Below are 13,415 nucleotides of genomic sequence, written 5' to 3'. Positions count from 1 at the left end.
CTCTGCGAAGGAGTGCGAGGCGCTAAGCAGCGCGCGCAGCGCCCGAGAACCACGCCGGCTCATTGCCGGCGCTCCATTTGATGTTGCAGCCGATCGACGGCACCTGGTCGGCGGCGGGCCTGCCGCCTTCCAGCACCGTGTCGAGCGCCGCGCGCAGATCGGCGCCCGTCACCGCCTTGCCGTTGCCCGGCCGCGCATCGTCGAACTGGCCGTGATAGGCGAGCCGCCGGTCGGCGCCGAACAGGAAGAAGTCGGGTGTACAGGCCGCGCCATAAGCTTTCGCCGTCTGCTGCGAGGCATCCTTGAGATAGGGGAAGGAATAGCCGAATTTCTTCACTTCCTCGCCGATGCGGGCCAGCGTCTCTTCGGGATGCGCCTCATGGTCGTTGGAATTGATCGCCACCACTTGCAGCCCCTTGCCCGCATATTCCCTGGCGAAAGCGGCAAGCTGCTCGCGGATCAGAACGACGAACGGGCAGCGGTTGGAGATGAAGACGACGAGCAAGGCGGGCTTTGCATCGAAATCGCCGAGCCGGTACAGCACGCCTTGTGCGTCGGGCAACAGGAAATCGGCCGCTTTGGTGCCAAGCTCGATCGAGTTGGATTCTGTCTTCGGCATCGATGCGTTCCCTTCTTGCTGCCGCTCAGATGGAGCATGCCGTGCAGCGCCGGACTAAGTTAGTCTATGAAATTAGTAGAATTATAGGCTAGACAACCCGCCCTCGGTCAACCGCGCCGCTTGGAATATCGTGCCAATGTTTCGGGCCGGGCGAAAAGTTTGTTCGAGCGGAAGGCTGTTTTGAAAGAAATGAGATTTGGGTGGGGAGCGAAGCGCCAACTGCCTGTGTCGTCCGCGTCGAACTTGGTCAGGAAACGCTTTCTTTGCGGACAATTGCCCTATTATCCCCGCCGACACCGATCGCGATCCGCTCGCCGGAAACAATGCCGTCAATGTCGCACACCACCAGCGGCATGCTGATCCCGTAGAGAAACTCCGCAACGATGGCACCCACCGCCAGGATCGGGTCGGGCCGTTCGAGGAGGATGCCGGCAGGCGCCGTGCCCCTTCGGATCGCCTCGGCCAACACCGAGGATGAGGACGAGGAGCCGCGCCCGCTCGGCATCACCAGGATTTGCCCGGCGACGTTCTGGCCAAGGCCAGGATGCGAGTGATCCGTTATGTCCCCGATCCCCGCATCGATGCCGCCCCAGAAGCTGAGCGTCTGCGAAAACACCAGCGCCCGCCCTTCGGCACTGCCGGTCAATTGGAAGATGCCGGATCGCTCGACGACTCTCGTTCCCGCCGGCGCGGTCATGACGCGCCTCGCACGACGTGCCCCATCGCGGCGGAGCGGACGCAATCCTTCATATCGGCGAACGCAACCGTCACGCCGATATTGCCCGGCGCGTAATGCGCCCATTTGCCGGAATTGGTCATCACCACGCCGTCGAGCCGTTCCAGAATGGCAGTCACATAAGTGCAGGTGTCGGCGACGGGGATCAGGCCGAACGCCTGCGTGCCGTCAAGCGCGCCCTCCTCCTGCAATCGCATCAGCGTCGCGCGACCGGTGTTGACATAGATCGGGATGCCCCTGCCCGGCGCGACGGCGCGCAGTAGTGGCAGCAGGCGCATCCATTCCGCGTGCGAGAAATGCGGGGTGCCCAGCGACACGGCCGCCAGCGGCGCCCCGTCGGGTACGCGCGACAGCCTGGCCAGCGCTTGATCGATATCGGCCCGCGTGATGCGGATCGTGTCTTCCGGTGCTTGACCCTGGAACGCCTGGTCAAGCGTTCCCGCTTCCGGGGTGATGCCGACTGCATGGAACAGCGCCACCGCGCCAGTCGTCGCTGCCGCCGCGCCCAGCGCCTTCAGCTGGTCCTCGTCGCGCGGCCGCGGCAGGCCTGTAATAACCGGAACGCGATCGCCGCTCGCTTGCCCGATGATCAGTCCGACGCCGACGAACAAGCCGTCGCTCGGCTCTGGCTCAGCAAAGTCCAGCTCGAACAGGATGCGGCCGCGCCGGTTTTCGTCGAGATGCAGGCCCCAGGCCGGCGCGCGTCCGGTCATGGCGCAGCACAGGTCGATGAAATCGCCATAACGGTTGGTGCGCGCGCCGATCACCGAATTGGCAAACACGATGGCATTGGATTCGCCCCAGGCGATCTGCTGGCCGAAACCGGGCCGGAACCGCGTCTGGTAGGGCGCGCAGGTAAAGGTCGCCTGGCAGCCGAGCTCGATATGCGCCTTCATCAGCCGCCGCGCCGGCGCTTCCTCCGCCGCCGGCATCTTCACCAGACCGGGATGGATGAGATCGAACGAACCGACATTGAGCGTCGTCGGCACCTGAACGCGGCCGCCGCCTTCGACCAGCCGTTCGACGAAATCGAGCCCTGCCTTGCCGTGGTAGAGGCAGCCATCGATATGGGCGCCGGCAATGTCGAGGAGGCTCTCTGCTCCGATGGCTTTGGAGAAGGCGACAAGGATCTTCATGGCCGCGGCCGCCGACGGCCCTTGCTCGCCATCGAGCATGGATTGGTCCTCGGCAGTCAATTCCAACGTCATTGGCGCTCCGGCCTCTGCTCGATCTTATGGCGCGGAGGAACGCCAACAGTTCAGTGAACTACCCCGCCGCGATCAACACCGTGCTCTCCGGCGACCAGCGTAGTACGACATGCTGACCTTCCGCCAGCCTATCAGTGCCGGTGTTCTGGACGATGACCTTCAGCGTCTGGCCGGCACGCTCGACAAAGTAGGTGCTGTTGTTGCCGGCGAAGATGCGTTTGGATACCTGGCCCTTGAGCATGTTGGCATCGCCGTCCGAAGTCCCGGCATCTAGGGCAATCCGAATACGCTCCGGACGCACGGCGCAGCTTGCCTTTGCGCCGGCGGCAAGCCTGGCGCCGGCCCCGGCGGCGATCGTCGTGCCGTCCGGCAGACGAATGCCGTTGCCGGTGGTATCGCCGCGAAAGATATTGGCGTCGCCGAGGAAGGTGGCGGCGAATTCGCTTTTCGGCCGGTCGTAGATATCCTCCGGCGGCCCTTCCTGCACCAGGCGACCGTCGCGCAAGATGCCGATGCGGTCGCTCATCGTCAGCGCCTCTTCCTGGTCGTGGGTGACGAAAATGGTGGTGATGCCGATCTCGCGCTGGATGCGCCTGAGCTCGATCTGCATGTCGACGCGCAGCGCCTTGTCGAGCGCGCCGAGCGGCTCGTCGAGCAAAAGCACGCGCGGCTTGGTGACGATGGCGCGCGCCAGCGCGACCCGCTGGCGCTGGCCGCCGGAGAGCTGATGCGGCTTGCGACCGCCGAGCGAGCTGAGCTGAACGAGGTCGAGCGCGCGTTGCACTTCGGTGGCAATCGCCGCCTTGGCCTCGCCGCGCACCGACAGACCGAAGGCGACATTGTCGGCGACGCTCATATTGGGAAACAGCGCGTAGTTCTGGAACACCATGCCGATGCGCCGCTTCTCGACCGGCACCCGCTCAACGCTTTCGCCGCCGATGGCGATGCGGCCGCTGTCGGGAAAATCGAAGCCGGCGATCTGGCGCAGCAGCGTGGTCTTGCCGCTGCCCGATGGCCCGAGCAGCGCGTAGAAGCCGCCATCGGCGAAATCGATGGAGACATCGTCCAGCGCCTTGTGTGCGCCGAAGCTGCGCGAGACGTTTGATACCTGGACGCCCGCCATTATTTCTCTCCGCCGAATTTGAAGAAGCGCGCCGTGAGCAGCATCAGCGCCATCGACACGACGATGATGATGGTGGAGACCGCGTTAACCTCGGGCGTGAAACCCTTGCGGATCGCGGCGTAGATCTCGACCGGCAGCGTCGTCTGCCCCGGCGTCGCCAGGAAATAGGACACCACGAATTGGTCGAACGACACGGCGAACGCAAACAAGCCGCCGGCGATCACACCCGGCATGATCCAGGGCAGCGTAACGCGGTTCGTCACCTGCAATTGATTGGCCCCGAGCGAGCGCGCCGCCTCTTCCAGCTCCGGCGCGAAGGTCTGCAATCGCGCCGAGACGACCACGATGACATAGGGCAGCGCCAATGCGACATGGCCGAGCAGGATGGCGAACAGGCCGCGTCCAATGCCGATGCCGAAGAAAAAGATCAGCATCGCCGTGCCGGTGATCAGCCAGGGAATGGCGATCGGTGGGAACAGCAGTGCCTGCAGGAATTTCTTGCCGCGGAATTCATTGCGGTAGAGCGCCAGGGACGCCGCCGAGCCGAGCACGGTCGAGATGACCGTGGTGATGACGGCGATATTGATGCTGTTCCAGGTGGCGGCGATGAGCTGGTCGTTCTGCCACAGCGAGGCATACCATCCCGTCGTCCACTCGAACGGCAGCTGGTAGAAAGGCGAGACGTTGAACGACATCAGCGCCATGATGAGGATGGGCAAGTACAGGAAGGCGAGCAGCACCGCGATATAGAGGCGGCCGAGCCATTCCAGGATACGCGTCGTCGCCATCACGCCGTCCTCCGCAGCACCGGTGCGGCCAGCGCCAGAATAACCAGCACCACGGCCAACAGGATGAAGGAGAGTGCCGCCCCAAGCGGCCAGTTGAACACAGCGACGAACTGATCCTCGATCACCGTACCATAGAAGGTGCCGCTGCGGCCGCCGAGTATGCGCGGCTCCATGAAGGAGCCGACAACCGGCACGAAGATGAGGGCCGCGCCCGCCAACAGGCCCGGCATGGACAGCGGGATGATGACGCGCTTCAGCACCTGCAGCCGCGAGGCGCCGAGCGAGCGTCCGGCCTCGATCAAGGAATCGTCGATCGCCTGCAAAGTGAGATAGCAGGTCAGCACCATGTATGGCACATAGGAGTGCACCAGTCCGATGATGATCGCCGGATAGGAATACATGAGATCGATATTGATCTTGAACGGCAGCACCGCATTGAGCGCGGTATCGAGAATGCCGCCTTCGCGCAAAACCATCGCCCAGGAGAAAATGCGCACCAGCCCGTTCGACCAGAACGGCAGGATGACGAGCAGGAAGATCGCCTCGCGGCTGCGCCCCTTCAGCACCTTGGCCAGTACGTAAGCCGCGGGATAGCCGATGACGATGCACCACAAGGTCACCTCGAGGCCGAGGCGCAGCGAGGCAAGCAGCAGTGTCAGGTAGAGGCTTTGCGAGAAGAAGGCGGCGTAGTTGCCAAGCGTGAACGCCCACGGCTTTCCCGTCAGCGGCAGGTCGGTCATGAACGAGAAGAACACCATGGCCGACAACGGCAGGAAGATCGCCACGGTCAGCCAGAGATAGGCGGGCGCCAGCAGCGGCAGCGCCGATCTCAGCCCGCCGCGCGCTGCGACCGCGCCCTCTGCTGCCATGCTATCCTCCTCCCCCGGATTGGAAGGACCAACCGGCGAGAACACCGGCCGACCCCCACGCGCGTTTTACTTCACGTCAACCTTCAGCTGCTGCCAGAGCGTAAGATAAGCTTCGCGCTGGGCATCGGTGATCGGCGCCTGGAACTGGATGCGCTTGGCGACCGCGGGATCACCCATCACCTTGCGGTTGAACGCATCCTCGGGCAGCGCTTCCACCGCCTTGGTGTTGGCCGACACCGGTGCACCGACCTTGGTGACCCATTCGACATAGAATTTCGGGTCGATCATGTAATTGATGAAGGCTTCGGCGCCCGCGACATTCTTGGAGCCGACCGGGATGGAGAAGGCGTCCAGCCAGGCGACCGCGCCTTCCTGCGGGATGACGAGCGAGACCGGCAGCTTGAAATGCGTCTTGGCGCGGTCGGCCGAACCGCTCCAATAGGTGCCGATGTCGATCTGATTGGAAGCCACCATTTGGTTCCAGTCGTTCTCCGAGCTCCAGAAGGTCTTGATCTGCGGCATCAGCGAGGTGAGCTTCGTCTTGACCGCATCCATGTCCTTGATGTCGTTGATGTTCTGGCCTGTGGCGATGGCGCCGAACTGCACGGCCTCGACGGCATCGTCGCGGATGACGACGCGGCCCTTATGGGCGGGATCCCACATTTCCGCGATCGATGTCGGCGGCTTGTCGAAGGACTTTTCGTTGATGGCCAGGGCGGTCAGGCCCCACACCCACGGCACGCCATAGACCTTGCCGTCATGGTCGAGCATCGGCGAGTTCGCCTTGTCCTTGCTGATGTCGGCATAGTTGGGCAGCTTGGAGGTATCGATCGGCTGGATCAGCTTTTCAGCCATCGCCTGGTCGTTGAAGGCGGCGTTGATCATAACGACGTCATAGAGACCGGGATTGGTGCGGATCTTGGTCAGCATTTCCTGTTCGGAATTGAAGAAGTCGTTGACCACCTTATGGCCGGTCGCCTTCTCGAAGGCGGCGATCGCCCATGGCTCGTCGGCGCCGTAGCCCTTCCAGTTGAGCACATGCACCTCATCGGCCATGGCGCCAAGGGTAAGTGCGGAGGTGAAGACGGCAGTCGCCGTCAACAGGACAGTCAAGTCAGGCATGCGCATGTTCGTTCCTCTCTTCGTTTGCCCGCTTCCCGGGCTTTGTCAGGCTGTCTGATGGGCCTTCCGGTCCTGGCCTCGCGCGCCGGTCGAGGGATCGTCGGCATGGCTCAGGAAAGTCTGGATTTCCGCGTCTGTTGGCGCCGATGAACCGCCATGGCGGGTGACCGAAATGGCCGCCGCGGCATTGGCGTAGCGCGCCGCCTCGAAAGGCGGCATGCCGCGCGCCAGGGCGCTCACGAAGGCGCCGATATGAGCGTCGCCGGCGCCGTTGGTGTCGATAGCGGAGACCTCGAAGCCGGGAATGGTTCGGGCGGAGCCGCCCGCCAGTCGGATATGGCAGCCCTTGGCGCCGCAGCGGATGACGACGCCGTCGGCCTTGCGACAATGATCGGCAAGCAATCGTGCCGCAAGGGCGTCGGCATCGCCCGGGCCGGCAATGTCGGCGGCTTCCGTCGCGTTGCAGCTCAGCCAGGTCGTGCGGGCGAGCACCCGCGACAGGGTGGCGCGCGAAATGTCCGAAACGACCGGCGTCGGATCGAAGACAAGTGGAATGTCCGCCGGCAGCGTCTCCATCCAGTCGGTGAGCGCGCCGCGGCTGCCGGGATAGCTCAGCGTATAGCCTGACGTGAACACCCAATCCTCGGTCGAGACCAGCACCGGCGCCATCATGTCGAGGCTGAGCACGCTCTCCGCCCCCGGCCACGACACGAAGGTGCGTTCGGCATCGCTGGAGATCATGGCGACGCAGTTGCCGCTGTCCATCAGAGGCGAAGGCTGCGTCAGAATGTTGATATCTTCGGCGGCGAAGGCGGCGCGCAGGAAGTCGCCATTGGGTCCGCTGCCGAGCTGGCCTGCGAATACCACCTTCATGCCGGTACGGATTGCCGCGACCATCATGTTGAAACCGCCACCGGCGACCTGCGCATAGCTCGACGCCGTCTTCTCCGTGCCCGGCGCCGGCAAGGCATCGATGCGGTAGACATAGTCGACCACCGCGCTGCCGACATGGACGAGACGCCCGTTCATACCGCCGCGTCCTTGCCGGGTCCGGTCCGCGCCGGGCGGCCCTTCGACGTCCGCGCCGCCACGAGGTCGGCGGCCAGCGCTCGGACGTGCGACATGTCGAAGCCCTTGAGGGCGGCGATGCGGTCCTGCGGCAATCGTGAAAGGCCGGTGCAGGCGCCGGCCATGCCTGCGGCGATGGCGCCGATCGTGTCGGTGTCGCCCCCGAGATTGGCGCTGATGACGGCCGCCTGCCAAGGATCGCCGCCGGCGATCTCGAGCACCGCAAAGGCGGCCGGAACGGATTCCTGGCTGGCGACACCTGTGCCGACCAGATCGGTGATCACCCGGACTGCATCTCGCGGCGCCTTACCGCGCACCAGACCCTGCGCCCAGGCGATGCGTGCGGCGATGTCGCCGCCGGTCACCCAATAGCCGTGTGTCGCCCCTCGCCTCGCCCCTACGACGGCACTGTCGGACGCGGCGCGCCAGTCGCCGCCGGCGGTGCCGCGGCTGACAGCGGCCGCAACCGCCGCGGCGGAAGCAATGGCGATCGAGGTGTTGTGTGTTGCCCGGCAGGTCTCGGCCACCTTGTCGACGAGCGCATCCAGCGGCTCCGGCGGCATCATGATGCCGACCGGCGCGATGCGCATGGCCGCGCCATTGGTATCGCCGCTGCGCCCGGCGTCCTCGGCTGGCACGCCCTTGTTGATGGCGTCGATGGCGCGCTTGGTCGACGGTCCCAAAAGGTCGTAGCTGCCGCGCGCCTTGACCTCGCGCTCCCAGTCGAGCAGCGCGTTGACCCAGCGCGCATGCTCGAAGCGGTCGCCTGAAGCAACGAGGATGCGGCCGAGCAGCAGCGCCTGTTCGGTATCGTCGGTGATAGTCCCGGCCGGCAGCCCTTTCGATACCGGATGATCGGCGAAAGGCGCGACAAAATCCTCGACATGGCCGTAGAGTTCAGCAATCCGCCCCGGAGATAAAAGCTGCGTCGGCATCCCAAGCGCGTCGCCCAGCGCCCCGCCGACGAGCGCACCCATGGCGCGATCCATCTCAAGCTCGCTGTCCGGCATTGCTCAGAACCTCATATGCAGCGCGAAATGGGCGGGATTGAGCAGGCTGGTGACATATTCGACCGGCCGCTCATCGGCCGCGCGCGTCAGGCGACGGCCGCGCAGGAAAGGCGTGCCTTGCGGGCAACCGAGGATAGCGGCGTCATGGGCGTTCAACATCTCGATGTCGACCCACTCCTCGCCATGGTCGGGTACAAGCCCCGCTTCGCGCAGCGTCTGGTGCAGCGAGCCTTCGCGCAGGCCGCGCAGCGGCACATCCTCCAGTTCGGACGACAGCGGCAAGCGGCTGCGTTCGATGGAGATGGCATGGCCGTCGCTGGCATTGGTGCGGACCCGGTCGACGGCGATGAAGAGCGGGCTTTCGATGCCTAGCAGCACGGCAAGGTCGGGGTCCTCGATCACCTCCAGTCGCAGCGTCCGGGTATCGGCGTTGGCGCCGGCATTCGCCAGCGCGCGCGACCATCCGATCGCATCATCGACCGGCTTGCCGTCAAAGGTGACGAAGGATCCGATGCCGACCTTTGTGGTGATCAGCCCGCGGCTGGACAGTTCCTCCAGCCCCTTGCGCACCGTGTTGCGGCTGACGGAAAAGCGCTGGACGAGTTCATTTTCGCTTTGCAGACGGTCGCCGAAACCCAGCACGCCGGAACGGATCTCGTGTTCGAGAACGGTGGCGATCTGCTCGGGCTTGCCCGTGCCGGGAGACAGTTTGATCGCGCTCCGCTTCATATAAGTACCTGTATAATGAACCTGTCTAATCCTGTTTAAGATTTCCTGATGTCCCGAGCTTGTCAATGGCAGGCCGGGTATGTGCGCGGTGCGCTGCTTTCCAAAATCAGCCGGCTGCAGGCGACGAAGAAGGATTCGCCGCTCTGGACGCATCTTGCGGTGGTGATCCTATCGGCAGAAGAACGAAAGCCCGCTCCGGGAACCGGGGCGGGCCTTGGAGGAGGACAAGGGTGGGACCTTTCCTCTTGCTTTCCACGGGGGGTGTGGACCGAAATCACCTTACGGGAGTTTCGCCAGACTCCGGATCACAAGCCTGTTTGCCCGCATCACGATCCGGTGCGCGCCGGCATTGGTACGGTCACGGGCTCGCGATCAAGGCCAATGCATGTCGCCCAAAAGCGGCTCTCGCCCTTGTGAGAACGACGTGCACGACGCACCTTAGATGCGTCCAAGCACGACCAGAATAATGACGATCAGCAACACAAGCCCCAGCCCGCCGCCGCCATAATAACCGGTTCCATAGAACGGACCGCCGCCGAGGCCGCTGAAGCCGCCGAGCAAGGCGAGGATAAGGATGATGATAAGGATGGTTCCAAGGCTCATGGCTTCCACTCCCGCAGGCACTTGCGCGCCGGTTCCGGCACTTCTGGGTTGAGAATGTTGCTGGTAAGATGAACGCTTTGATCGCGTTCATGTTCCATTTGATGTCTGACATCGAGACGGGCCGCCGGCCGGGCGGGTCGGCCAGAAGGCAGCAACTAGGTGTCTCGAATCAGGGAAGGGTCGTCAGGCGATCCCGTAAAATAGCCTATAGGGCACGCGGTTCATGTACTCGCGATACTCCGGCAAGGTGGCCAGCAATGCCTCCTCGCGCAGGATACGATACAGCTGAAGGAACGTGATCACGGCGTAGACGGCGAGATTGTAGAACGAAAAGGCCGACAGCAGAAATAGGACGTGGCCAGTAAGATAGCCGGCATAGATCGGGTGCCGCACCAGCTGATAGGCGCCGCCCGTCATCACGCCGCGATTGGCAGGCAGGATGGCGAAGGAACGGCCCAGGGAAATCTTTCCCCAGATGACGAAAGACAGCGCCATGAGCTGCAGCGGCGCGGCGACATAGACCGGAATGACGGCCACTCCCGGTTCGAGACTGATGAGGGCGGCACCGAAACTGGCGATCACGGAGACGATGACGGTAAGCGGGTTCCAGTCACGCACCACCGGTCGCCGCGACAGGAGCAGCCAGGTGAAGGTGAGTATCTCGGAAATCGCCACCAGCGCGACATTGAGCCGAGTCGGATCCTGCACGAGTCGATACACGCCGCCATAGACAAACAACCCCGCGCAAGCCAGTGCGCAGGCGCGAAAGAAGCCTTCGCGCAGATCGACCAGGATCTCGCGCTTGCGCGCCGCGGAGAAAAACCCGTCCTCGTCGCCGCGTGAAAGCGTTTCACTTTTTGACATGAGCAAGGCGAATACCCGATGGTCCTCTCGGGCGACCTTTGCACGCAACCATTGCCGGGCAGTTAACCAACAAGATCGGATCGACGGCAAGTTAACCGTCTCGATCATTGCGATGACATCAGATCCGCCGGACGATTTGCAATTTATGCTTGCATATTAAGAACAAAAAAGGAACAATGAGAACATTGCCGCCAAGGCGATCAAGTTTTTTGGGGGACCAGCGACATGATGAGCTGGAAGGGTGCGGGACTGACCGCCGCCGCGATTGAATTTCGTGCGCTGACAACCCTTGTGCCCAGTTGGTGGCCTTTAGTCGCGCTTGGCGCCGTACTCGCCCTGAACATGCCTGCGCTCGCTGCCGAGAAGGATTATGCCACCTGCATCGGCGAGGACATCGAGCCGGACAAGCGCATCGTCGCCTGCACCGCGATCGCGGAGGATGCCGCAGAGCCGGCCGGCATCCGCGCCACAGCCTATTTCCAACGGGGCGTCACTCTGGGCGACCAGAAGCAATACGACCGGTCGATCGCCGACTACAGCGAGGTGATCGCGCTCGATCCGAACGACGCATCCGCATATCTCAACCGCGGCGCCGACTGGTTCAGCAATGGAGAAGACGATCGCGCGATCGCGGACTTCAACATCGTCATCAGCCTGGAGCCGTCTTCCAGCGATGCCTACAGCAACCGTGGCCTCGCCTTCCTGCACAAGGGCAAGACCGACGCGGCCATCATCGATTTCCAACAGGCAATCGAGGCCGACCCTCAGAATGGCAACGCGCATGCGGGCCTGGGCATCGCCTGGGACAGGAAGGGCTACTCGAAGCAGGCCTTGGCCGAGTATGACGAGGCGGTCCGTATCGATCCCAACAACATATTGGCCAATGTCAAACGCGGCATCGCCCGCGCCGCCGAGAGTGAGTTCGATCCCACTGTCACCGATGACGATGCCGAACAGGCGCCCGGCGGGGATTTATCCGCCGCCAAGGATGCGACCAGCAATCGCACAGCCGCAAAGACCCTGATCGAGCGCGCCGGGATGCGGCTGTCGAAATATGGCATCGAGGGCGCGCTTCTCGACTTCGACAAGGCGATCAGCCTCGATCCCGACAATGCGGACGCCTATCTCGGCCGCAGCCGCGCAAGGACGCTCAAGGGAGACAGCGCCGGAGCGGCGGCGGATTGCCGGCGCGCCATCGAGCTTGATCCGACGCGGGCAGGAAGCTGCGGCGATCAGCTTGCCACCGACCAGAGCAAGCCGGCACTGTTGCCGGGCACCCAACAGCAAAAGCAGCGAGCCCTCGTTCCGGATATCGCTGCTACCCAAGACACGCTGGCCGCAAGGGCTCTGGAGGCGACCGACCCGCGCGCCCTCGAAGCGATCCTTGGCGGCGATGCCTTCCTGGACATGGGCAAGTACGATCAGGCGATCGGCGCCTACAACAAAGCCATTGCGCTCGATCCGAACAACCGGTTCGCCTATTACGGCCGCGGCAAGGCCCGGGCCGCAAAACGCGCTTACGCGCAAGCGATCGCCGATTTCGACACGGTCATCCAGCTCGCCCCCAATTTTGCTGCGGCTCATTCTCGCCGGGGCCTCGCCAAGATCACGTCAGGCGATGCCGAAGGCGCTCTTGCCGATTGCAGCCGGGCCTCAACACTCGATCCAAAAGCGCGCGACGCCTACTTCTGCATGGGCATGGCCTGGCACGCCAAGGGCGACGTGGCGCGCGCGATTGCCGCCTATTCGGTAGCCATCGAGATCGATCCGAAAGACGACGCCAGCCATTATGGGCGCGGCATGGCGCGTGCTGACAGGAAGGACTATGACAAGGCAATCGCCGACTTCGGCCAAGCGATCAAGCTCGATCCCGACAATCGCGATTACGCGGTCGCCCGCAAGGCGGCTGTGGCTGCGAGGGGACAGGGCGATATGGCGGCCGCTACGCCCGCCGCCGTCAGCTCGGCGGCGGTCGCCGCCAGTTCAGCCGCCGCTTCGACAAATCCGAGCGATACTCATTCTGCCGCCAAGGCGCTTTTCGCCAAGGGTCGGAGGCTGCATGAGAAAAACGACTATGACGGCGCCATAGCTCTGTATGGCAAAGCGATCGCACTCGTCCCGGCATTTCATGACGCCTATCTGGCCCGGGCCATGGCTTGGGAGGCCAAGAACGATTACGCTCATGCTGTTGCCGATTACACGCAGGCGATCGCGATCAATCCGAATATAGCCGAAACCTACTACAGTCGCGGCCAGAACCTCAGTTTCCAGGAAAACTACGACGGGGCGTTTGCCGACTTCGAAAAGGCCATCAATCTCAACCCCGCGGACGCGAGGGTCTATGCCGATCGAGGCCTCCTATGGATGGGAGGGCACGAGGACGTCGCCGCGCTGCGCGATTTCGAAAAGGCCATCAGCCTCGATCACAAAAACCCCTTTGGCTATTTCGGTCGAGGTGTGATCCGAATCAGCAGAGCGGACTATGCAGGGGCCATCGCGGATTTCAGCCAGGCGATAAGGCTCAAGCCGGATTTCGCAACCGCCTACCAGGCGCGGAGCCGGGCGTGGGAAGCCAAGGGCAACCGCAAGCGTGCTCAGGCCGACCGCAAGAAGGCGCTGAGCCTCGGGGTAGATTAGACGGGCTTTAGGGGGCGCGGATTTTGCGTTGGAGTAGTT

General features: G+C 63.5%; 13 protein-coding genes. 1 reads left to right on the top strand and 12 read right to left on the bottom strand.

Annotation, left to right across the window (positions count from 1 at the left end):
- Positions 1-22: 22 nt before the first annotated feature.
- From LB551_RS28135 to LB551_RS28080, 12 genes are all read right to left on the bottom strand, one after another.
- Positions 23-619, bottom strand: a complete 597-nt coding sequence (locus LB551_RS28135; RefSeq protein WP_224661237.1) for a thioredoxin family protein — start codon at positions 617-619, stop codon at positions 23-25.
- A gap of 247 nt (positions 620-866) precedes the next feature.
- Positions 867-1,316 (bottom strand): aconitase X swivel domain-containing protein, encoded by a 450-nt coding sequence (locus LB551_RS28130; RefSeq protein ID WP_224661236.1) that lies wholly within the window; start codon positions 1,314-1,316, stop codon positions 867-869.
- Complete coding sequence (locus LB551_RS28125; protein WP_224661235.1) at positions 1,313-2,563, bottom strand: aconitase X; 1,251 nt, start codon at positions 2,561-2,563, stop codon at positions 1,313-1,315. The genes LB551_RS28130 and LB551_RS28125 overlap by 4 nt, the downstream gene beginning before the upstream one ends.
- A gap of 58 nt (positions 2,564-2,621) precedes the next feature.
- Positions 2,622-3,686, bottom strand: a complete 1,065-nt coding sequence (locus LB551_RS28120) for an ABC transporter ATP-binding protein (protein WP_224661234.1) — start codon at positions 3,684-3,686, stop codon at positions 2,622-2,624.
- A complete protein-coding gene (locus LB551_RS28115; protein WP_224661233.1) occupies positions 3,686-4,474 on the bottom strand; it encodes an ABC transporter permease in 789 nt (262 codons plus the stop codon). Before LB551_RS28115 ends, LB551_RS28120 begins: the two co-directional genes overlap by 1 nt.
- On the bottom strand, positions 4,474-5,343 hold the full coding sequence (locus tag LB551_RS28110; protein WP_140553760.1) for an ABC transporter permease: 870 nt from the start codon (positions 5,341-5,343) through the stop codon (positions 4,474-4,476). The genes LB551_RS28115 and LB551_RS28110 overlap by 1 nt, the downstream gene beginning before the upstream one ends.
- 66 nt (positions 5,344-5,409) lie before the next feature.
- The gene (locus LB551_RS28105; protein WP_318012771.1) at positions 5,410-6,471 is read right to left on the bottom strand and encodes an ABC transporter substrate-binding protein; all 1,062 of its coding nucleotides are present in this window, start codon (positions 6,469-6,471) and stop codon (positions 5,410-5,412) included.
- Positions 6,472-6,510: 39 nt separating this feature from the next.
- Positions 6,511-7,494: a PfkB family carbohydrate kinase gene (locus tag LB551_RS28100; protein WP_224624432.1), complete on the bottom strand. Its 984-nt coding sequence runs from the start codon at positions 7,492-7,494 to the stop codon at positions 6,511-6,513.
- On the bottom strand, positions 7,491-8,543 hold the full coding sequence (locus tag LB551_RS28095) for an ADP-ribosylglycohydrolase family protein (protein WP_224661232.1): 1,053 nt from the start codon (positions 8,541-8,543) through the stop codon (positions 7,491-7,493). Before LB551_RS28095 ends, LB551_RS28100 begins: the two co-directional genes overlap by 4 nt.
- Before the next feature lie 3 nt (positions 8,544-8,546).
- Entirely contained in the window at positions 8,547-9,272 is a 726-nt protein-coding gene (locus LB551_RS28090) for a GntR family transcriptional regulator (RefSeq protein ID WP_140553753.1), read from the bottom strand.
- Positions 9,273-9,710: 438 nt separating this feature from the next.
- Positions 9,711-9,875, bottom strand: coding sequence for a DUF3309 family protein (locus LB551_RS28085; protein WP_023757858.1), 165 nt, complete (start codon positions 9,873-9,875; stop codon positions 9,711-9,713).
- 183 nt (positions 9,876-10,058) lie between these two features.
- Positions 10,059-10,847, bottom strand: a complete 789-nt coding sequence (locus tag LB551_RS28080; RefSeq protein ID WP_224624430.1) for a methyltransferase family protein — start codon at positions 10,845-10,847, stop codon at positions 10,059-10,061.
- A gap of 117 nt (positions 10,848-10,964) precedes the next feature.
- Between LB551_RS28080 and LB551_RS28075 the strand changes: the two genes are divergently transcribed.
- The gene (locus LB551_RS28075; RefSeq protein WP_224661231.1) at positions 10,965-13,376 is read left to right on the top strand and encodes a tetratricopeptide repeat protein; all 2,412 of its coding nucleotides are present in this window, start codon (positions 10,965-10,967) and stop codon (positions 13,374-13,376) included.
- The last annotated feature ends 39 nt before the right edge of the window (positions 13,377-13,415 follow it).

Source organism: Mesorhizobium sp. BR1-1-2 (assembly GCF_020165435.1).
Classification (GTDB): domain Bacteria; phylum Pseudomonadota; class Alphaproteobacteria; order Rhizobiales; family Rhizobiaceae; genus Mesorhizobium.
The sequence above is the reverse complement of the archived record's forward strand: the minus strand, read 5'-3'. Positions and strand labels throughout refer to the sequence as shown.